This window comes from Mesorhizobium sp. M0437 (assembly GCF_040321335.1).
Taxonomy (GTDB): domain Bacteria; phylum Pseudomonadota; class Alphaproteobacteria; order Rhizobiales; family Rhizobiaceae; genus Mesorhizobium.
Genome location: NZ_JAMYRK010000019.1, coordinates 80,952 through 100,121, shown reverse-complemented (window position 1 = coordinate 100,121; position 19,170 = coordinate 80,952). Strand labels below are relative to the sequence as shown.

The following is a 19,170-nucleotide window of genomic DNA, read 5'->3' as shown; positions in this document are numbered from 1 at the left end:
CCCGCTCGACATTATATCGATGCAGCCTGGCGCGTAACCTCAAACAAGGGCATCGGTATGGCTGGCCTCGACGTGGGCGATGTTGCGCCGCAGTTCGATCTTCCGCGCGACGGCGGCGGTTCACTCAGCCTCGCCGCATTGCTGGGAAAACCCATCGTACTCTATTTCTACCCACAGGACGACACCACAAGCTGCACCAACGAGGCGATCGGCTTTTCGCAGTTGAAGCCGGAGTTCGAAAAGGCCGGCGCTGTCGTCATCGGGCTCTCGCCGGACAGCGTCAAGAAACATGACAAATTCAAGGCGAAATACGATCTGAGCGTCAACCTTGTCGCCGACGAAGAGCGCAAAGTGATCGAGGCTTACCATTTGTGGGTGGAAAAGAAGCTCTACGGCCGCACCTATATGGGCGTCGAGCGGGCGACGTTCCTGATCGGCCGGGACGGACGCATCGCCAGGATCTGGCGCAACGTCCGCGTCAAGGGGCACGCCGAAGAGGTGCTGGAGGCGGTTCACGCCCTTTGAGAGCTGCGCCAGGCCGCTGTAATTCGATACCCGTTTTGCGCGAAGACCTTTGCCTGTCGTTCGATCGGCAAAACTTTGTTAACCCTAATAATGTGTAATCAGGCTTGTCGTTGGTGTCGTAACGAAAGCTTGGTCCCGTGAACGTAGCCAGTCAGTCAGCGGTCTTCGGCAGACGCAGAGAGCCCCACACGGTCATCATCGCCCGGGGCGACCAGATAAGGCATTTCACCATACGCCCGTGGCTGGCTGCATTTTGCGGCTCGGCGCTGGCGGCGGTCGTCATCGGCTACCTGCTGGCGACCTCCTATCTGGTGCTGCGCGACGATCTAATCGGCGCCACGACGGCGCGGCAGGCGCGCATGCAGCAGACCTACGAAGACCGCATCTCGGCACTGCGCAGCCAGGTCGACCGCATCACCAGCCGCCAGCTACTCGATCAGCAACTGATGGAAACCAAGGTCAGCGAGCTGCTGGAACGGCAGAGCCAGCTCAGCCTGCGTCACGGCCGTCTCGGCCCGATCCTCGAACGAGCCGAAAACGAGGTCGCAACGCCGCCCATGCCGACGGCAAAGCCGGACGAACATGCCGACGCGACCGGCAGCATCCAGCCGATGGCCTATTCCGTCGCCAGCCTTGCTGCCCCCCTTCCCAGCAACGACACCAGGCCGTTCTCGCTGTGGTCGACCCGCGCCGATCCGCTGCCGAGCGAAAGCGCGGCCGACCGGGCAGACAAGCTCTTCGTTTCGATCAACAACTCGCTGAAGGCCATCGAGAGCCAGCAGCTCACCCGCATCGCCACACTTGCCGACAATGCCTACAAAAGCGCCGACGCGATTTCGCAGGCGCTCGAGGCCGCCGGCCTGCCCGTCGACAGCGAATTCGAAAAGAGCGACGTCGGCGGCCCGCTGATACCACTCGACAGCTCGTTGGTCTTCGACAGCAAGGTCAAGGAGTTGGACGAGGCTCTTGACGCGCTGGATCATCTTAAAAAGGAAGCGCGCCGGCTGCCGCTCGCCAACCCCGCCCCCGGCCGCAGCGTCACCAGCCCGTTCGGCGTGCGCACCGACCCCATCCTCGGCACGGCCGCCTTGCATTCCGGCATGGATTTCAGGGCGCCGGTCGGTGTGCCGGCCAAGGTCACGGCAGGCGGCGTCGTCGTCAAGGCCGGCTGGAACGGCGGCTACGGCCGCATGATCGAGGTCGACCACGGCAACGGTTTTGTAACGCGTTACGGGCATCTCAGCGAAATCGACGTCGCCGTCGGCCAGAAGCTCGATGCCGGAGACGTCATCGGCAAGACCGGCAACAGCGGCCGCTCGACCGGCCCGCACCTGCACTACGAGGTCCGCCACAATGGCGAGGCGATCGATCCGCTGCGCTTCCTGACCGTCGGCAAGAAGGTCGAGCGGTATCTGTAGAGCCGGCGATTCATTCGGCGTGAAGCCTGTCGCGCGCCAACCGCCCGCCAGGCAATATCAGAGATAGATCGCTTTCAGCCCTCAGCAGCAGCCATGAACGCGCCGAGCCGCCGGTTGAACGGCTCACCGGTCTGCTGAACGCTGTGCCCCGCGCCGGCGATCACGGCACGATCGGCACCAAGCACGTTTTCGAGCACGTCGCAGACGGCGTCGAATGCTGCGCTGTGCCCGCCGGATACCACCAGTTTCGGGAACGGCGCATCGGCAAGTTGCCGAAGCGGAATTTCGGCCTCCCATGGCCCGCGTTCGACGACGAGCATGGCCGCGCCTTGCGCGAGCGGGGGCGGCAGCGGGTCTGGCAATTGTATCGCCGAGCCGACCAGATGGAGAAACTGGCGCAAGAAAAGCGCGGGATCGTCGCGCGGTCCGCTTTGCCAGTGGGTCTTCAGGCGCGTCACGAGTTCATTGACGGCAACATCCTCGCGCGCAAGGTCAAAGGCCGGCGGCTCGATCACCGTGAGCGAACGGATTGCTCGCGGGCGCATCGCTGCTGCAAGAAGAGAGATGACGCCGCCATAGGAATGCCCGACCAGATGGACGCGGCTTTCGCCCCAGAGGTCATGCGTCCGATCGAGGAATCCGGCGACCAGTCTGGCGTCGACGACGAAATCCTCGCGTTCGGCAGGGGAACTTGATCCGTATCCCGGCCGGTCGACCACAACCAGCTTCCAGCGCTCCGCAAGCGGTTGCTGCGCGGACCACGTCATCATGCCGTTCGTGACGCTGCCGTGGACGAACAGAACCGGCGGCCCGTCGCCCCGCACCTCATAGCCGAGATCAATCCCGTCGAGGGTCAGCTTCGGCATCGCATCTCCTCCCGCAGACCGGCGAGAGGAAGTATGCTCCCCGCAACGGAAAGGCGCAACGAACTCCGATCCCTGGCCGGCTCACAGCCGGTTCCGAAATGGGCTTCAGGGCGCTGATCGGAATGCCGGCCAAGGTCATGCCCGGCGTCCCGTCCAGCCGGTGGCGCTTCATGCTGGAAAATTGCCAGAGTTGGCCCATCCGCCGGCGGGCGCGAATCCGCCGGCGTTAAAAGGACCTTGGCCACAGGCGAATTATTTTTGAATTCCATTTGACTGAATAAATCTTCAGTGCCAGTCTGGCCTCTCTCGAGGGCACAAGGCATGGCACTGCGGGGAACCAATCAGGAGTTCGGGCGGCCGTATAACCGGCGCATCGTGCTCGAATCCATCCGCCTTCACGGACCGATCGCCCGCGGCGATATCGCCAGGCGGGTCGGACTCACCGTGCAGACGGTGTCAACCATCGTTCGCGAGCTGGAAGAGCACGGTTACGTGCTGTCGCTGCGCGAAGAGCCCAAGGGGCGCGGCCTGCCACCGGCAACGCTGCGCATCAATCCGGAAGGCGGCTATGCCGTCGGCATCCACGTCACCCCGCTGGGCATCAATGCCGCCCTGATCAACCTAAGCGGCGATGTTATCGAGAGCACCTACCGCGAAGCCCCAAATGCAACGCCCGACCACGCTTTCGAGCTGATCGGCGCCATGGTGCTCGAATTGACGGCATTGCGGCCCGGTGGCCGCGTTCTCGGCATTGGCATGGCGCTGCCCGGACCGTTCGGCGTGGAGTCCATGAGCTTTGTCGGGCCGACCACCATGACCGGCTGGAAGGATGTGGCGCTGCGCGAGCGGCTGGCCGCCTCGACCGGACTGCCGGCCTTTTTCGAAACCGATATGGCGGCGGCTGCTATCGGCGAGCGCCTCTACGGCCTCGGAACGGCATATTCCGAGTATTACTATCTTTATTTCGGCGTCGGTCTCGGCGGCGTCATGGTGCATGACGGGGCGGCATTGCGCGGCGCCTGGGGAAACGCCGGTGAAATCGGCCACATTCCCGCAGTGCCAGGCGGGGAGCCCTGCCCGTGCGGCAATCGCGGCTGCCTCGAACGGTATCTCTCGCTCGAGGCGCTGCGGCGCCGCAACATCGCCGACGCCGAGTGGGTGAGCGAGATTGCGCCGATCTTCCGCAACGCCGTCACCATCATCGAAAACCTGTTCGATCCCGAAACCATCATCCTCGGCGGGCTGGCGTCCACCGAGCTGCTCGAAAGGCTTGCCGGCGCGGCCGTGCACCTGCCCAATTCGGTGTCGGCGCGAAGCGATCGCACGACGCCCCGCGTCAGCGTCGCGCGCGGCGGCCAGCATGCGGTGTTGCGCGGCGCCGCCGCGCTTGCCGTCTCAGGAGTGCTTTCGCCACGCTTCGGCCAGATCTTCACCGCCGAGCGCGAACGCGGACGAGATCTCTTGCATAACAAGGGGATCGCAGCATGAGCGAACCGCTGCTGGTGCTCGACAACGTAGCCAAGAATTACGGCGCCATCGAAGCGCTGAAAGGCATCAGCTTTTCGATCGACAAGGGCGAAGTGGTGGCGCTTCTGGGCGACAACGGCGCCGGCAAATCGACGCTGGTCAAGATCATTGCCGGCGGCCTCGAGCCGACCTCCGGCCGCATGCTGTTCGAAGGCAAGGAATTCCTGGCCAAATCTCCCGCCGAGGCCAAGGCCGCGGGGATCGAGACGGTCTACCAGGACCTGTCGCTTTGCACCAATGTCGACGTGGTCGCCAATTTCTTCATGGGCCGCGAGATCACCAGGAAGGTTCTCGGCATTCCGGTGCTCGACGAGCGCGCCATGGAGCAGGTGGTGCAAAAGGCGCTGGCCAGCGCCGGCACCCGCATTCCCTCGCTTCGCACCAATGTCGAGCATCTTTCCGGCGGCCAACGGCAGGCCATCGAGCTCAACCGGTTCGTGCATTTTGGCGGCAAGCTGGTGCTTCTCGACGAGCCGTTCGCGGCGCTCGGTGTCGAGCAGACGCGGCGCGGCCTCGACATGATCCGCCAGGTGGCGAGCCAGGGCATCGGCGTCGTCATCATCACCCATATCATGCAACAGGCCTTCCAGGTCGCCGACCGGATCGTGGTGATCCGGCAAGGCGTCGTGGCGGGCGATGTCGCACGCAACAAAACAAGTCCCGACGCGGTGATCAACATGATCACCGGAGAGACGCTCGCCGGTGCCGGACCGGCGAGCTGAGGGACAAATGAGGGGTCCGGCGCAAGAGGAGCGAACGACATGAAGAAAATACTTCTTTCCGTCTTCGGTATCCTGGCACTGGCCTTTGCCACGCTCACGCCGGCATTCGCCCAGTCCAAGGGCACCGTCTACTACATGGTGCCGACATTGCTCGATGAGTTCCAGACCGGCTCGGTGAGCGCGCTGGAACTGTTCCTGAAGCAGGTCGGCTACGAGATGAAGACGTTGAACGCCGACAACAAGACCGACGCTCAGCAATCGCAGATGAACGACGTCATCGCGCTGAAGCCGGCGGCGATCATCCTTGCCGCCGTCGATTTCAATGCGCTGAAACCGTCGATCGAGGCGGCCCGTGCCGCCGGCATCCCGGTCGTCGAGTTCGACCGCCAGATCACCTCGACCCCGTCCGACTTCACCTCGGTGGCCGGAACCGTCGAGATCGGCTACGTCGCCGCCGACCAGGCGCAAAAGCTCCTGACCGCGAAGAACGGCTCGGTGAAGGGCAAGATCCTGCAGGTGCTCGGCGATCCGGGCGATCCCTACACGCTCGACATCCAGAAGGGTTTCGAGGAGAAAATGAAGGCGTTCCCGGACGTCAAGATCATCTCGCTGCCGGCCATGCAATGGGCGGCGGATGCAGCCGGGACCATCGTGAACGACCAGTTGCTCGCCAACCCCGACATCGACCTGATCTTCAGCCATGCCGCGCATCTTTCGGTCGCTGCCGTCGCCTCGCTCGAGGCCGCCGGCAAGAAGCCGGGCGACGTCATGCTGATGAGCTCGAACGGCGCTCCGGTCGGCCTCGACTTGATCCGCAAGGGCTGGCTCAACGTCGAAGTCGAGCAGCCGCTCTACGCCCAGGCCGCGGCGGTCGCGATGTTCATGGACAAGGTGGTCAACAAGCAGGAGATCAAGCCCGGCGAATATGATGTGCTTGGCCTGAAATCAACCCTGACCAAGGAAGCGTGGGGACCGAACATCAAGATCCCCGGCGCTGCGATCACCAAGGAAAATGTCGATAACCCGGCCTTCTGGGGCAACATGAAGCCGCCGACCGAAACCATAAAGCCGGTCGAATAGCGAACTCGCCAGAAGCTCCGGGCCATGCCGGCCCGGAGCCCAGCCCTGCAGCCCGGGTGCGTTCAAACGGACGCGCGCGGGAATGCTGCAGCAATTTTCAACCACGCCTGATAGTCCGAAAACCGAGTGGTTTTTCGGGGTCGGCGCCAACCGGATCCTGAGATGAACCCCCGCACGCGCCAAACCCTCGAGTTCATCCTCGACAATCTTGTCTGGTTCATGCTGGTCTTCGTGCTGGTGGTCTTTTCCATCCTTATCCCGAACTACTTCCAACTCGGTATCTTCGCCAACATCATCGAGGCGTCGAGCGTGCTCGGCGTAATGTCGATCGGCCTGGCGCTGGTCATCATCGCCGGCCATATGGACCTGTCGGTCGAATCGGTCGCGGCGCTCAGCGCCATGGCGGTCGGCATCCTGTTCTGCTCGTCGGGCATCGGCCTTGGCATCCAGTTGCAGCCGCAATGGCTGATGGTTCCGGTTTCGCTGCTCATCGCGCTTGCCGTCGGCGGCCTCATCGGCGCCTTCAACGGCGTCCTCGTGGTCAAGGTGAAGATGAGCGCCTTCATCATCACGCTGGCGTCCTACATCTGGGTGCGCGGCCTGGTGCTGGTTATTTCCGGTGGCCGCTCGGCACAGGACCTGGCGCCGGCAATCCGCTGGTTCGCCATCCAGCGCCTGGGTGGTCTGCCGCTGACTGCCTGGATCGCCATTGCGTGCTTCGTGGTGTTCTCGCTGATCATGGCCAAGACGCCCTTCGGCCGGCACCTGGTCATGATCGGCGGCAACGAGACGGCGACCTTTCGCGCCGGCATCCGCGTCAACCGCAACCTGGTCATAGCCTTCGTTCTCGCCGGCGCCATCGCCGGCCTTGCCGGTTGGCTGCTGGCGATCCGTACCTCCGGCGCGACAGCTAATCTCGGGGTCGGCCTGTTGTTCAATGCCTTCGCCGCGGTCGTCATCGGCGGCGTCAGTCTGAAGGGCGGCGTCGGCACCTTGCCCGGCGTCTATGCCGGCGTGCTGCTGCTCTCGGCCATCAACACGGCGATCAATTTGATGGGCCTGCCGGCCAACTTCACCCAGGTGATCCATGGCGTGCTGGTGCTTGCCGCCGTGCTGCTCGATGCGTTCAAGCAGACGATACGCCAGAGGCTGGCATGACCGGCCGTCTGGAAGACAAAGTCGCGCTGATCGTTGGAAGTGCGCGCGGGATCGGCAAGGGCATCGCACGACGCTTTGCCGAAGAGGGCGCGACGCTTGTCCTGGCCGATACCGAGGCTGAGGTCGGGCAAGCGACTGCGGACGAGCTCGGTGCCGCCTTCATACGCACCGACATCTCGCAGATGGCCGATGCCGAGGCCGCTGTTGCACTGGCGCTCGACCGTCACGGCCGGCTCGACATCATGGTCCAGAACGCCGGCATCTATCCCTGGCAATTGCTGGAAAACACCAGTCCCGACGATTGGGACCGGGTCATGGCGGTAAACTTGCGCGGCAGCTTCATCGCTGCTCGCGCCGCACTGGTGCCGATGAAGGCACAGCATTTTGGCCGCATGCTGTTCACCTCCTCGATCACCGGCCCGCATGTCACCAGCCCCGGCCACGGCCATTATTCAGCGACCAAGGCCGGCATCAATGGGCTGATCCGTTCGGCTGCGCTCGAATTCTCGGGCTACGGCATTACAGTCAACGGCGTCGAGCCCGGCAACATCCTGACCGAAGGCATAGAGCAGCATCGCGGTGCGGCCTTCATCAAGAACATGGAAGACGCCATCCCGCTCGGCCGTCTCGGCAGCCCGCGCGATGTGGCCAATGCCTTCCTGTTCCTAGCCTCTGACGATGCCAGCTACATCACGGGCACGACCATCATCGTCGACGGCGGGCAGCTTTTGCCCGAGGGCAAGGATTTCCGGCTGCTGCCGCCATGATCCTCGATTTCGGCGGCGGTTTCTTCCTGCGCCGGGCGACCACCGCCGATCGTGCAGCGCTTGCGATGATCTGTCTCAAGACCGGCGATGCCGGCAAGGACGCCAGCGGCCGCGAGGACGACCCGGAACTGCTCGGCCTCCTCTACACCATTCCCTACCAGGTGCTCGAACCCGAGCTGGCCTTCATTATCGATAGTCCCGCAGGTGCGGCCGGCTACCTGCTTGGCGCGGCCGATACGGGCGCTTTCAATGCCAGCCTGGCATCAGACTGGTATCCCGACCTTCAGCGGCGCGTGGCAGACCCCGGACCCGACAGCTCGCGCTGGCGCGGCAGCGACTGGGCGCGGCATCGGGTCCATCGTCCCGATTTCGCTGTTCCGCCTGCGCTGACCGCCTATCCGTCGCATGGCCATATCGACCTGTTGCCGCAAGCGCGCGGGAAAGGCATCGGCCGGCGCGCGATGGCCTTCCTCGAGCAGGGGCTTGCCGCGAGCGGCTCGACCGGCATCCACCTCGAAGTCATGCCGGAGAACGATGGTGCGCTAAGGTTCTACAAGGCGATTGGATTTGAGGTGGTGCAGGACGCTGATTCATCGAAGCGTTGTGTTTATGTGGCGAAACGGATTGCTCACGCTCCGGCGATTGCAGGCTGATCTGCGACAGGCCAATCGCCCAAGTTGCAAAGAACCGGGAGGCCTATGGACGTACAATGCTGCCGTTCTGCAGCAGCCAGTTGCCCCGCGTGAACACCTTTGCCGCGGGAACGAAACCTTCGTCGCGTGCTCCACCGCAGACACGAAAGTCACCAGCATCAACACGGTGCGGGGCTAATCCGAGTGTTGGCGGAGCGTCTACTAGTGCAGTATGGGCGGCAGGGGAACATCCGCGACCGTTCCCCCGGCCACAATCGAGAGCACATAAAGCAGATAAATGGCTAATACCAACAGGGCGAGGAATGAACCGCTGGCAAAGACTCCTGCAACCGCGGCGTCGGGATAAGCTTCGACTTGTTCTTTCTTGAAGGTGTCTTCTTCGTTACGGGTTGTCTTCACAATCCGTTCGCCTGGAAGCCGGTTTTTTTCAGCTTCCTTCGATATCTTATCCGCGAGATCTCCTGCGATCACGGGATCGTCCGGAAGATGACTCGCAAGCCATCCAGGAATATTTTCGCTCCCGCCCATGCCCATACGCAATTGAGATACTGCAAGTTGTAGCTTTCGGCAATCGTTTCCCTCATGAGAGGCAAGCAGATCAGACTTAAGTCCCTGCGGAAAGACAGTTTGAATCAGACCAAAGTCCGAGTAGCACAGTGGTCGGATGCGTCTCACCTGGCGATCAGCTTGAGCGGTGTAGCCCAAACTGAACACATCGAGGAAAATGGTGGGCGATGACGGGCTCGAACCGCCGACATCTTCGGTGTAAACGAAGCGCTCTACCAACTGAGCTAATCGCCCGCTCCGGGCCGGACCTTTAAGCAGTTAGGACCGGCTTCGCAAGGCCAAATGAGCGGCCAGTGGCTTGGCCGGGAGCCGGTTTCGGCAACAAAGTTCGGCTTGTCAAAAAACCTTCTGCTGTTTGCTGTTATGCTGTCCGGGTCCGCTTGACACCCGGTGGCTTACCCCTTATCCACCGCCCCAACGACGAACACGGCTGACACGTGTTCGTCCATGCGCGGGTGTAGCTCAGTTGGTTAGAGTGCCGGCCTGTCACGCCGGAGGTCGCGGGTTCGAGCCCCGTCACTCGCGCCATTTCTCCTTTGGGGTCACGTCCCCTGGTGTCGGAGAAATGTCGACGTTGATTTGTCAAAAACCGTCGTCGTTCATGATGTAATCCATACGGTCTCACCCCTCGGCGAGCAGCGCCTCGACCTCCTGCAGCGTCGGCATGGACGGGGCGGTGCCTGGGCGCGTCACCGAGATGCCGGCGACGGCGCAGGCGAAGCGCACCGCTTCCAGAGGTTCGATCCCCCTCGACAGCGCGGCAGCCAGGCCGCCGTTGAAGGCGTCGCCCGCGCCTGTGGTCTCGACCACCGGGCCGGCGGCGACCGCTGCGACATGCTCGGAACGATCGGCCGTGTGCAGCAGCGCACCGTTTTCGCCAAGCGTCACGATGACTGCCCCAACGCCCTTCTCAAGCAGGCTGTCGGCGGCACGGCGGGCGTCGTCGATCGAGGACACCTTGATGCCGGTCAGTTCCTCGGCCTCGGTTTCGTTCGGCGTGACATAGTCGCAAAGCGTGTAGATGCGGTCCGGAAGCCTGGCCGCGGGCGCCGGGTTGAGGATGGTGGTCACCCCTGCCCCGCGCGCGATCTCCAGCGCCCGCAGCGCCGCCTCGATCGGCTGTTCGAGCTGGGTGACGAAAACGCCGGCCGCGCGGATCAGGCCGGCATTTGCCTCGATATCGGCGGGCGAGATCAGCATCGCCGCACCCGGACTGACGATGATCGCGTTGTTGCCGCTCGTCTCCTCGACGAAGATATAGGCGGCACCGGTGTAGCTTTCCGGTGTGTCGATGACGGCGCTCTTCACGCCGGCGTGCGACCAGGTCTGTCTCGCCATATCGGCAAAGGGGTCGACGCCGAGGCGGGTAAGAAAGGTGACGTCGGCGCCGAGCCGGCCGGCCGCCACCGCCTGGTTCGAGCCCTTGCCGCCGGGGCCGAGCGTGAAGGACGTGCCCAGGATCGTCTCGCCCATGCGCGGCTGGCGGGCGGCGCGGTAGGCCGTATCGGCGACGAAGACGCCCAATATGACAACCGGCTTCATGACGATCGGATTCGCCGGCATCCCGCTACTCCGCATCCGGTGGCACGACGCCCTTGCGGAACGCAAAACAGCCATAGAAGCGGCGCTCGCCGGTCTGGATGACGCAATAGGCCTTCTTGGCGCGTTCGTAGAAGGCGTAGCGCTCGACCGAGATCATCGGCCAGGCCTTGCCCTCGGCGGCATCGATCTCTTTTTGCACTTCCTTCTGCACGGCGGGAATGTCGTCCGGCTTGCCGACGATCTCCATGCGCGCGGCGGCATCGTCGACGAAGGTGTCCAGCGGATAGAGCGACAGTACCGCCTTGACCACGTCGGCCGCCGACGCATCGATGCGCAGTAGCCGGCCAAGCACGGTCTGGCGCGCCACCGAATCGGACGGGAAATTGGTGTCGGCGATAATCAGATCGTCACCGTGGCCCATCGCCCGCAGCGCCTGCAGCACATCGGCATTGAGCAGCGGATTGATTCCTTTGAGCATGGTATTCCTCGCGAAGTTTGCTGGGGCGAAATCAGAGACGCTTGCCGGTCTCTGCGTCGAAGAGATGCACCTGGTCGAGCCGCGGTTTCAGGTGCAGTGTGTCGCCCGGCTTGAAGTCGTGGCGCTCACGGAACAGCGCCACCATCTCGCCCTCGCCGAAGCGCAGGAACACCAAAGTCTCGGAACCGGTCGGCTCGACCACCGAAATCTTCGCCGGAACACCATCGGGATGGATTTCGAGGTGCTCGGGCCGCACGCCGTAGACGACATTACGGCCATCCTCGACGGCACTGGTCGCCGCAATCGGGAACGGCGTCCCGGCGATCTCGACGACGGGCTTGTCGCCCTTGCGCACGACGCCCTTGAGCAGGTTCATCGAGGGCGAGCCGATGAAGCCGGCGACAAACAGGTTGGCTGGCCGGTCGAATAATTCCAGCGGCGCGCCGACCTGTTCGATGCGACCGTCGCGCATCACCACGATCTTGTCGGCCATGGTCATGGCCTCGATCTGGTCGTGGGTGACGTAGATGGTGGTGGTCTTCAGCCGCTGGTGCAGTTCCTTGATCTCGGTGCGCATCTGGACACGCAGCTTGGCGTCGAGATTGGAGAGCGGCTCGTCGAAGAGGAACACCTGCGGGTTGCGCACGATGGCGCGGCCCATGGCGACGCGCTGGCGCTGGCCGCCAGAGAGCTGGCGCGGATAGCGCTTGAGGTAGGGATTGAGGTCGAGGATGTCGGCGGCGCGCTTGACCCGCTCAGTGACCACCGCCGGGTCGGTTTTGCGCAGCTTGAGAGCAAAGGCCATGTTCTGCTCGACCGTCTTGTGCGGATAGAGCGCGTAGTTCTGGAACACCATGGCGATGTCGCGCTTGGCCGGCGGCAAATGGTTGACGATGCGCTCGCCGATGGCGATGGTGCCGCCGGAGACCGTTTCCAGCCCGGCCACCATCCTCAGCAGCGTGGACTTGCCGCAACCGGAAGGCCCGACCAGCACCACGAACTGTCCGTCGGCGATGTCGACGCTGACATCGTGCAGAACCTTGACGGTTCCGAACGCCTTGGCCACATTGCGGATCGCGACTTGAGCCATCATTCCCCCTTCAGTTGCCGTGAAGCTAAACAACGCAAACGGCTAGGGCAAGTCAGTCTCTTATAGATAAAAAACCCATTCACGTTGACACCGCACTTCGTTGTGCGAATAGTGACAGTGCCCGGCTTATGACCCTGTTCCGGGCGCACCGGTACGCTTGTCCGGCACTGAATGCCAAGCGTCGCGGGAGGGAGAATTCGGGCCGCTATTTACCGGAGTCGCTGTCGTTGGGGAACATAATCGGCGCTCCACCATCTGAACCAATTCACAATTGACCTTCTGGGAGGAACGAAATGAAAGTCAGCCTTTATAACCAACTTGTCCGCGCCGGGGCCACCCGCCGCGACGTGCTGAAGGGAGCGGCCAGCATGGCCGCCCTCGCGGCGGCCTCAAGCGCCGGACTTGGTGCGCTGACGCGCACGGCTGCGGCCGCCGACGACCTGCGCGCGCAGATCCTGCAGATTCCGGGTGTCGGCAAGGGTCAGCCGACCGATGCCGATTTCCAGCAGGTCGGCGAGCTTTGCCTGGGAGCCACCAAGGCCAATGTCAAGGAAGGCGAATTCGCCGGCGTCGAACTCACCTTCATGGGCCTCAACAACCAGAACCTGCACAATGTGCTGTTTCGCGGCTTCCTGAAGCCGTGGGAGACCTATACCGGCGCCAAGATCAACTGGATCGACCTGGCGCAGGCTGACTACAACGCCCGCCTGCAGCAGTCGATCGCGACCGGCACCGTCGATTTCGACATCATCGAAATGGGGGCACCGTTCGAAGGCGACGTCTGCGGCAAGGGTCTCACCTCCGAGATGCCGGACTGGGTCAAGGACCAGATCGACATGAAGGATGTCGTGGCCTATCTGCAGCCGCCGGTGGGCACATGGGACGGCAAGCAATATCGCGTGACCGTTGACGGCGACGCACATAATTTCAACTACCGCACCGACGTGTTTGCCGATGCCGACCTCGCCAAGGCCTGGAAGGACGGCGGCGGAGAAGGCGAATGGGGCGTGCCGAAGACCTGGCAGCAGGTGCAGGCGGTGACGAAATTCCTCAAGGGCAAGCAGGTGAAGGGCCAGGATGTCTTTGGCTACCTCGATGCGCCCAAGCCCTGGGGCGGTTTCGGCTTCTATTTCCTCGGCAGCCGCGCCAGCGCCTACGCCAAGCATCCCGATGACAAGGCCTGGCTGTTCGATGCCGACACGATGAAGCCGCGCGTCAACAATCCGGCATGGGTGCGGGCGATCCAGGACGTCATCGATGCCCTGCCCTCCGAACCTGCCGACCAGATCAACGCCGACCCGAACACCACCGCCTTCCAGCAATTCTTGGCAGGCACCGGTTCGATGGTTACCTGGTGGGGCGACGTCGGTTCGAACGTCAAGACCAACGATTCCTCGGTCGTCGGCGACATCACCGGCTTCTCGATCCTGCCGGGCTCGGACGATGTCTACAACTCCAAGACCGGCCAGTGGGACAAGCTCGCCAGCGGCCCGAACCATGCGCCGAACTGCGCCTATCTCGGCTGGGGCGTTTACGTCATGGCCCGCGTCGACAGCGACGAAAAGAAGAAGAAGGCGGCATGGTCTGCCGCTGCCCATCTCGGCGGCAAGGACCTGTCGCTCTGGTGCGCGGCCTATCCGTCGGGTTTCCAGCCCTATCGCAACTCGCATTTCAACATTCCGGAATGGGTGGCGGCGGGCTACGACGAGGCGTTCATCACCTCGTATCTGAAGTCGGAAGCCGACAGCTACAACCATCCCAACGCGGCGATCGAGCCGCGCATCCCCGGCATATTCCAGTACTACAGCGCCGCCGAGGACATTTTGGCCAACACCTTTGCCGGCAAGATGAAGGCGCAGGAAGGCGCCGACGCCATCGCAGCCGCCTGGGAGAAGCTGACCGACCAGATCGGCCGCGACAAACAGGTCAAGCTCTACAAGGCCTCGCTCGGCATGTAGGCTGAGATCGTGAAACCTGGTCCGGCGGCGCACAGCCGCCGGACATCCGCTTGACCGGCCCGGCCTCGATCGGCTCGGCCGGTCATCGAGCCTCCTGTGAACAGGCAAGACGCGTGGCTGACCGGACCCTGGCTGACCAGACTTTGTCGACAAGTGAATGGCCGGCAGGCGCCGTGCCATCCGACCTGATTCCGCGGAGCCGCAAACGGCTTGGCTGGGCGCTGATGGCTGCTGCGACGCTCGGCCTTCTGGCGGTGATCGCGCTGCAAATCCTCTACAAGAGCGAGGTCGACACTATCGGCTTCGACACCTGGCGGCCGGTGGTCTATGCCTACGTGCTGTGGGGTGTCGCGCTCGGCATCGGCCAGGTGCTGACGCGCGGCGAGGACGGCCAGCGCGCGCTGTTCCTGCTGCCGGCGCTGCTGTTTACCATTGCCATGGTGATCTTCCCGACGCTATTCGGCTTCTACATCGCGCTGACCGACTGGAACCTCAGTTCCTTCAGCGGACGGCAGTTCAACGGGCTCGACAATTTCTGGCAGATGCTGAACGACGCCTATTATCGCAACGCGCTGTTCAACATGGTGCTCTACGTGCTGGCGGTGTTCGTCGAATATGTCATCGCCTTCGGCCTGGCGCTGCTGCTCAACGCGCAGATTAGGGCACGAAAATTCTTCCGCGTCGTGTTTCTCATGCCGCTGATGCTGTCGCCGGTGGCGGTGTCGTGGATGATCGGCAAGTCGCTGATGGAATACCGCTTCGGGCCCGCCGCGACGCTGGCGCGCCACCTCGGCTGGGAAAACCCGGCCTTCTTCTCCAACCCGATCACCGCCCGCATCTCGATCATGGTGCTCGACGCGTGGACGTTCATCCCGTTCATGATGATCATGCTGCTCGCCGGCCTGCAGGCGATGTCGCGCGAGGTGCTCGAGGCAGCGCGTGTCGATGGCGCCACTGCCTGGCAGACTTTCTGGCAGGTCACCTTCCCGCTGATGCTGCCGGTGTCGGTGACAGCGGTCATCCTGCGCATCATCTTCAAGCTGAAGCTCGCCGATATCATCATCACCGTCACCTCCGGCGGGCCGGGCGGCGCGACCGATTCGGTGTCCAGTTTCATCTACCGCGAATATCGCGACCGTTCGAACGTCGGCTACGGCACGATGCTGGCGATGGCCTATTTGATCATCATCATCGTGTTCGTGACCTGGCTGCTGAAGTTCGCCAGCCGCTTCGTGCGCAACGTCAACTGATCGGGCCGGCAAGATGAGCGTTCAGACCACCGACTATGCCGCTTCCGAAATCCGCTCGCCGGCGAGCTTCCTCGCTAACCGCGTCTTCATCTATGGCGCGCTCATCTTCTGGGCTTTCATCTGCCTGTTCCCGATCTATTGGACGATAACCACTTCGTTCAAGACCGCGGTCGACGTCACCCAGGGCCATCTGATCCCGTTCGTCGACTTCCGGCCCGACTGGAAAGGCTGGCGTTCGCTCGGCCTGTCGCCGGACTCGATCTTTCGGACGTCGACGGTCCGCGACGAATTCATCAAGCGTTTCATGAATTCGGTCATCACTTCGGTCGGTGCGTCGACCCTCGCCATCGTCATCGGCAGCCTCGCCGCCTACGGGCTGACCCGCTATCGTTACAAGTTTGCCTGGTTCAGGAACGAGGATATTTCCTTCTTCTTCCTGTCTCAGCTGATCCTGCCGCCGGTGGTTTTGGCCTTGCCCTTCCTCGTGCTTTACCGGGAGGTCGGCCTGCTCGACACACGCGTCGGGCTGATCCTGCTCTATACGCTGATGGTGCTGCCGATCGTCATCTGGATCATGCGAGACCAGTTCAACTCCATCCCGGTGGAGCTGGAGGAGGCAGCACTCGTCGACGGCCTGTCGATCTGGGGCGCCTTCTTGCGCATCGTCATGCCGATCGCGCTGCCGGGCATGGTCGCCGCCTTCATCCTGGCGATGGTGCTGTGCTGGAACGAGTATTTCTTCGCAGCGCTTTTGACCTCGACCGACGCAAAGACCATTCCTGTCATGGTGGCCAGCCAGACCGGCTCACAAGGCATCAACTGGTGGTCGATGGCAGCGCTTGCCACCGCCGCCATCACGCCGCTCGCCGTCATCGGCATCGCGCTCGAGCGTTACCTGATCATGGGCATGACAGCGGGCGCGGTGAAATAACTGCGCCGGCTCTCCCTTCTCCCCTTGTTGCGGGAGAAGGGAAAAGCGCGCTAACCCGAAAGTGTTGCTCGCAAATGCTCGAGGATCATGGCAACCCCTTTTTGCCCCAATTCCGCCGAAGCTTCGGGCGCACTTGCCGTGTACCAGCCGGTGTTGTCGGCGAAGCGGCCGGCATCCACCGCCTCCGGGCACAGCGCCAGCATCAGCGACGTCTCGCCGATGCCGGCATGGTCGAACGGGTACTGGCTGTGCAGTGAGGCCGGCATCAGCGGATGCACCTGCACCCAGTTGAAGAAATTGCTGCCCTCGGCGTGTTCGGCATAATAGTCAGCCATCGCCGCAGAGCCCCACCAGCCTTCGCCACGTTCTTTCTCCAGGAAGCGGAAGATCGCCTGCCGGCCGGCGGCCTTGAAGGCGAGATCGGTTGGCATGCCGGCGGCAAAATTTTCGGTCTGGTGGTGAATGATGGCGTGGATGTTGCGGAAGCCGATGCGCAGCAGGCTATAGAACAGTTCTTCCGCGAATGGCGCCAGCACATTGCCGCCGACCTGCAGCGAACCACTGCCCTCCGGTGCTGCAACGGCATAGCTCGCCGCGCCGTAATAGAAGGGCGGCAGAATGACGATTTCGGCTTCTTTTTCGAACAGTTCCAGGCTCTTGACCACCGCCAGCGTGTCCATGCCGACGGCCATGTGCTCGCCGTGATATTCAAGCACACCCAGCGGCAACACGACCGGCCGGTTTTCGGCGATCACCTTGCGTATCTGATGCGGCAGCATCAATTCGTAGCGCATGACACCTACTCCATATTGGTGTGGCGGGCGCGCATCGCTTCCGCCGAGACGCCGGTCAGGTCCCTGAGCTTCAGCACCATCACTTCGAAGAGGACGAACAGCACGCCTTCGAAAACCGAGCCCATCGGCAGGACGGATGTCTTTTCGGGACCCTGGTCGTCGGCCATGGTCTGAGCCGGGATAAGCAATGTGAAGTCGGCCAGCTTTGCGGCAGTGCTGTCGGCTTGCGCGGTGAGCAGCAGGACTGTGGCACCGGCCTCGCGCGCGACCTGCATCAAGGTCAGCACCGTCGACGTCTCACCGGGGCCGGAACTGGCGAGGAAGACATCGCCCTCGCCCAGCGGCGGCGTGGTCATGTCGCCGACGACCGACACCGGCAGACCGAGATGATAGAGCCGCATGGCAAAACCCTTGACCTGCAGCGCCTCGCGGCCGCAGCCATAGGTGACGATCTTTTTCGCACCGGCCAAGATGGCGCAAGCGGCGTCGATGCGGCTTGCGTCGATACGCTCCAGCACGGTGCCAAGCTCGTTCAGCGCAATCCCAAACAGGTTTTCGCCGGCGTCTGTCATGACATTTGCACCAGCCTGCCGGTGCCGGAGAACCATTTGAATATCTTAGTCACCTTTGCCCCGAACAGCTTGTTTTCATTCATGCTATCACCGCGAAAATCGGTGTCCAACGACACGCAGTGCTTTTGATGCGCTACAGCCGTGATAGTGTCACGGCAAATCGTGAATGAGGAAACGACGACATATGAAGACACGGCATTTCGACCGCATCGGCAATGGCGGCATCACCTTCACCGAGCTCGGCTTCGGCACCGCACCGCTCGGCAATCTTTACCGCGCCGTCCCCGACGAGGATGCCAATGCTACGCTGGAGGCGGCATGGCGGGTCGGCTGCCGCTACTTCGACACCGCGCCGCTTTATGGGCTAGGCCTAGCCGAAACGCGGCTCAATCCGTTCCTGCGTTCGAAGAAGCGCGACGACTACGTGCTGTCCAGCAAAGTCGGGCGCATAATGCGCGCCTGCCCGCCGGAACAGCGCACCGGCATCGGCAAATTCTTCGACACCCCATCGCGCCGAGAGGTCTACGATTACAGCTATGACGGCGTCATGCGCTCCTTCGAGGCCTCGCTGGAACGGCTCGGCGTCGACCGCATCAACATCCTCTTCGTGCACGATGTCGACATCTTCACCCATGGCAGCAAGGAAGCCTCGGACCAGCGCATCCAGGAATTCATGAGCTCCGGCTACTACGGATTGCTGGCATTGCGCGACCAGGGCGTGATCAAGGCATTCGGCGGCGGCATCAACGAGTGGCAGGTTGCCCAGACGCTGGCCGAGCGCGGCGATTTCGATCTGTTCCTGCTTGCCGGGCGTTACACGCTGCTGGAGCAGGAAGCGCTGCAGTCTTTCCTGCCGCTATGCCAGCAACGCGGCATCGGCATCGTTCTCGGCGGGCCTTACAATTCCGGCATCCTGGCAACCGGGCCGAAGCCCGGCGCCTACTACAATTATTCGGAGGCGCCGCAGGACATCATCGACCGCGTCACCCGCATCGAGGCCGTCTGCAGACGCCACGGCGTGCGCCTGATCGAGGCGGCGCTGCAGTTCCCGCTGCTGCATCCTTCCGTCGTCTCGGTAATCCCCGGCGGCCAGCGGCCGGGCGAAGTCGAAAGCAATCGCTCCCTGCTCGACGCAAAGCTGCCATCGGCGCTGTGGACCGATCTCAAGAAAGAAGGCTTGATGCGCACGGACGCGCCGACGGCATAGCGCCGCCTTTTCCAACAGAAAAGAAAAACCGGATATGCCGGCTTTTCTTTTCTCTGAAAGACTTA

The 19,170-nt window shown here is 62.8% G+C and carries 19 protein-coding genes and 2 tRNA genes; 13 read left to right on the top strand and 8 right to left on the bottom strand.

Features of this window, described 5'->3' with window-relative positions; all coding sequences use genetic code 11:
- Positions 1-57: 57 nt before the first annotated feature.
- Positions 58-525: a peroxiredoxin gene (locus tag NKI72_RS14875; protein WP_352471944.1), complete on the top strand. Its 468-nt coding sequence runs from the start codon at positions 58-60 to the stop codon at positions 523-525.
- A 137-nt stretch (positions 526-662) separates the two neighbouring features.
- A complete protein-coding gene (locus NKI72_RS14870; RefSeq protein ID WP_352833263.1) occupies positions 663-1,943 on the top strand; it encodes a M23 family metallopeptidase in 1,281 nt (426 codons plus the stop codon).
- Positions 1,944-2,017: 74 nt separating this feature from the next.
- Here NKI72_RS14870 and NKI72_RS14865 read toward each other — a convergent pair whose 3' ends face one another.
- Positions 2,018-2,809, bottom strand: a complete 792-nt coding sequence (locus NKI72_RS14865) for an alpha/beta fold hydrolase (RefSeq protein WP_352501558.1) — start codon at positions 2,807-2,809, stop codon at positions 2,018-2,020.
- Positions 2,810-3,130: 321 nt separating this feature from the next.
- On the opposite strand from NKI72_RS14865, the gene NKI72_RS14860 reads away from it, so the two are divergent.
- The 6 genes from NKI72_RS14860 to NKI72_RS14835 all read left to right on the top strand — a co-directional run bounded on the left by NKI72_RS14860 (position 3,131) and on the right by NKI72_RS14835 (position 8,716).
- Positions 3,131-4,297 carry an ROK family transcriptional regulator gene (locus NKI72_RS14860; RefSeq protein WP_352833266.1) on the top strand — a complete coding sequence of 389 codons (1,167 nt, stop codon included), beginning with the start codon at positions 3,131-3,133 and terminating at the stop codon, positions 4,295-4,297.
- Positions 4,294-5,058 carry an ATP-binding cassette domain-containing protein gene (locus NKI72_RS14855; protein ID WP_292663106.1) on the top strand — a complete coding sequence of 255 codons (765 nt, stop codon included), beginning with the start codon at positions 4,294-4,296 and terminating at the stop codon, positions 5,056-5,058. The genes NKI72_RS14860 and NKI72_RS14855 overlap by 4 nt, the downstream gene beginning before the upstream one ends.
- Before the next feature lie 39 nt (positions 5,059-5,097).
- Complete coding sequence (locus NKI72_RS14850) at positions 5,098-6,138, top strand: sugar ABC transporter substrate-binding protein (protein WP_292663104.1); 1,041 nt, start codon at positions 5,098-5,100, stop codon at positions 6,136-6,138.
- A gap of 162 nt (positions 6,139-6,300) precedes the next feature.
- Positions 6,301-7,296, top strand: coding sequence for an ABC transporter permease (locus NKI72_RS14845; RefSeq protein WP_352833269.1), 996 nt, complete (start codon positions 6,301-6,303; stop codon positions 7,294-7,296).
- Positions 7,293-8,063, top strand: coding sequence for an SDR family oxidoreductase (locus NKI72_RS14840; RefSeq protein ID WP_352766855.1), 771 nt, complete (start codon positions 7,293-7,295; stop codon positions 8,061-8,063). Before NKI72_RS14845 ends, NKI72_RS14840 begins: the two co-directional genes overlap by 4 nt.
- Complete coding sequence (locus tag NKI72_RS14835; RefSeq protein WP_352769713.1) at positions 8,060-8,716, top strand: GNAT family N-acetyltransferase; 657 nt, start codon at positions 8,060-8,062, stop codon at positions 8,714-8,716. The genes NKI72_RS14840 and NKI72_RS14835 overlap by 4 nt, the downstream gene beginning before the upstream one ends.
- 201 nt (positions 8,717-8,917) lie before the next feature.
- Here the strand turns inward: NKI72_RS14835 and NKI72_RS14830 are convergent, their stop codons facing one another.
- Together NKI72_RS14830 and NKI72_RS14825 are read right to left on the bottom strand one after the other, a co-directional pair.
- Entirely contained in the window at positions 8,918-9,421 is a 504-nt protein-coding gene (locus NKI72_RS14830; RefSeq protein ID WP_352769716.1) for a hypothetical protein, read from the bottom strand.
- 20 nt (positions 9,422-9,441) lie between these two features.
- Positions 9,442-9,517: transfer RNA gene (locus NKI72_RS14825), tRNA-Val, on the bottom strand.
- Positions 9,518-9,734: 217 nt separating this feature from the next.
- Here NKI72_RS14825 and NKI72_RS14820 point away from each other — a divergent pair.
- Positions 9,735-9,811, top strand: a tRNA-Asp gene (locus NKI72_RS14820).
- A 93-nt stretch (positions 9,812-9,904) separates the two neighbouring features.
- Here NKI72_RS14820 and rbsK read toward each other — a convergent pair.
- Genes rbsK through NKI72_RS14805 form a run of 3 tightly spaced genes read right to left on the bottom strand, consistent with a single transcriptional unit; the run spans position 9,905 to position 12,393 of the window.
- Positions 9,905-10,846, bottom strand: coding sequence for a ribokinase (rbsK, locus tag NKI72_RS14815; protein ID WP_352833274.1), 942 nt, complete (start codon positions 10,844-10,846; stop codon positions 9,905-9,907).
- 4 nt (positions 10,847-10,850) lie between these two features.
- A complete protein-coding gene (locus NKI72_RS14810; RefSeq protein WP_352471958.1) occupies positions 10,851-11,303 on the bottom strand; it encodes an RbsD/FucU family protein in 453 nt (150 codons plus the stop codon).
- A 31-nt stretch (positions 11,304-11,334) separates the two neighbouring features.
- On the bottom strand, positions 11,335-12,393 hold the full coding sequence (locus NKI72_RS14805; protein WP_352449436.1) for an ABC transporter ATP-binding protein: 1,059 nt from the start codon (positions 12,391-12,393) through the stop codon (positions 11,335-11,337).
- Between the two features lie 293 nt (positions 12,394-12,686).
- On the opposite strand from NKI72_RS14805, the gene NKI72_RS14800 reads away from it, so the two are divergent.
- From NKI72_RS14800 to NKI72_RS14790, 3 genes are all read left to right on the top strand, one after another.
- Positions 12,687-14,351, top strand: a complete 1,665-nt coding sequence (locus tag NKI72_RS14800; RefSeq protein WP_023674663.1) for an ABC transporter substrate-binding protein — start codon at positions 12,687-12,689, stop codon at positions 14,349-14,351.
- 128 nt (positions 14,352-14,479) lie between these two features.
- The gene (locus NKI72_RS14795) at positions 14,480-15,601 is read left to right on the top strand and encodes a carbohydrate ABC transporter permease (RefSeq protein WP_352456633.1); all 1,122 of its coding nucleotides are present in this window, start codon (positions 14,480-14,482) and stop codon (positions 15,599-15,601) included.
- 13 nt (positions 15,602-15,614) lie between these two features.
- A complete protein-coding gene (locus tag NKI72_RS14790) occupies positions 15,615-16,532 on the top strand; it encodes a carbohydrate ABC transporter permease (protein WP_352833277.1) in 918 nt (305 codons plus the stop codon).
- A gap of 50 nt (positions 16,533-16,582) precedes the next feature.
- Here NKI72_RS14790 and NKI72_RS14785 read toward each other — a convergent pair whose 3' ends face one another.
- Both NKI72_RS14785 and hxlB read right to left on the bottom strand, forming a co-directional pair.
- Positions 16,583-17,326 (bottom strand): creatininase family protein, encoded by a 744-nt coding sequence (locus tag NKI72_RS14785; protein WP_352833280.1) that lies wholly within the window; start codon positions 17,324-17,326, stop codon positions 16,583-16,585.
- Between the two features lie 5 nt (positions 17,327-17,331).
- On the bottom strand, positions 17,332-17,898 hold the full coding sequence (gene hxlB / locus NKI72_RS14780; RefSeq protein WP_352833283.1) for a 6-phospho-3-hexuloisomerase: 567 nt from the start codon (positions 17,896-17,898) through the stop codon (positions 17,332-17,334).
- Positions 17,899-18,082: 184 nt separating this feature from the next.
- Here hxlB and NKI72_RS14775 point away from each other — a divergent pair, with 184 nt between their 5' ends.
- Entirely contained in the window at positions 18,083-19,105 is a 1,023-nt protein-coding gene (locus tag NKI72_RS14775; protein WP_352833286.1) for an aldo/keto reductase, read from the top strand.
- Positions 19,106-19,170 lie beyond the last annotated feature (65 nt).

What these genes read in the sequence shown, in the direction of transcription:
- NKI72_RS14875 (WP_352471944.1), top strand. Translation starts at nt 58, where the DNA reads ATGGCTGGCCTCGACGTGGGCGATGTTGCGCCGCAGTTCGATCTTCCG.
- NKI72_RS14865 (WP_352501558.1), bottom strand. Translation starts at nt 2,809, where the DNA reads ATGCCGAAGCTGACCCTCGACGGGATTGATCTCGGCTATGAGGTGCGG.
- NKI72_RS14860 (WP_352833266.1), top strand. Translation starts at nt 3,131, where the DNA reads ATGGCACTGCGGGGAACCAATCAGGAGTTCGGGCGGCCGTATAACCGG.
- NKI72_RS14855 (WP_292663106.1), top strand. Translation starts at nt 4,294, where the DNA reads ATGAGCGAACCGCTGCTGGTGCTCGACAACGTAGCCAAGAATTACGGC.
- NKI72_RS14850 (WP_292663104.1), top strand. Translation starts at nt 5,098, where the DNA reads ATGAAGAAAATACTTCTTTCCGTCTTCGGTATCCTGGCACTGGCCTTT.
- NKI72_RS14845 (WP_352833269.1), top strand. Translation starts at nt 6,301, where the DNA reads ATGAACCCCCGCACGCGCCAAACCCTCGAGTTCATCCTCGACAATCTT.
- NKI72_RS14840 (WP_352766855.1), top strand. Translation starts at nt 7,293, where the DNA reads ATGACCGGCCGTCTGGAAGACAAAGTCGCGCTGATCGTTGGAAGTGCG.
- NKI72_RS14835 (WP_352769713.1), top strand. Translation starts at nt 8,060, where the DNA reads ATGATCCTCGATTTCGGCGGCGGTTTCTTCCTGCGCCGGGCGACCACC.
- rbsK (WP_352833274.1), bottom strand. Translation starts at nt 10,846, where the DNA reads ATGCCGGCGAATCCGATCGTCATGAAGCCGGTTGTCATATTGGGCGTC.
- NKI72_RS14810 (WP_352471958.1), bottom strand. Translation starts at nt 11,303, where the DNA reads ATGCTCAAAGGAATCAATCCGCTGCTCAATGCCGATGTGCTGCAGGCG.
- NKI72_RS14805 (WP_352449436.1), bottom strand. Translation starts at nt 12,393, where the DNA reads ATGGCTCAAGTCGCGATCCGCAATGTGGCCAAGGCGTTCGGAACCGTC.
- NKI72_RS14800 (WP_023674663.1), top strand. Translation starts at nt 12,687, where the DNA reads ATGAAAGTCAGCCTTTATAACCAACTTGTCCGCGCCGGGGCCACCCGC.
- NKI72_RS14790 (WP_352833277.1), top strand. Translation starts at nt 15,615, where the DNA reads ATGAGCGTTCAGACCACCGACTATGCCGCTTCCGAAATCCGCTCGCCG.
- NKI72_RS14785 (WP_352833280.1), bottom strand. Translation starts at nt 17,326, where the DNA reads ATGCGCTACGAATTGATGCTGCCGCATCAGATACGCAAGGTGATCGCC.
- hxlB (WP_352833283.1), bottom strand. Translation starts at nt 17,898, where the DNA reads ATGACAGACGCCGGCGAAAACCTGTTTGGGATTGCGCTGAACGAGCTT.
- NKI72_RS14775 (WP_352833286.1), top strand. Translation starts at nt 18,083, where the DNA reads ATGAAGACACGGCATTTCGACCGCATCGGCAATGGCGGCATCACCTTC.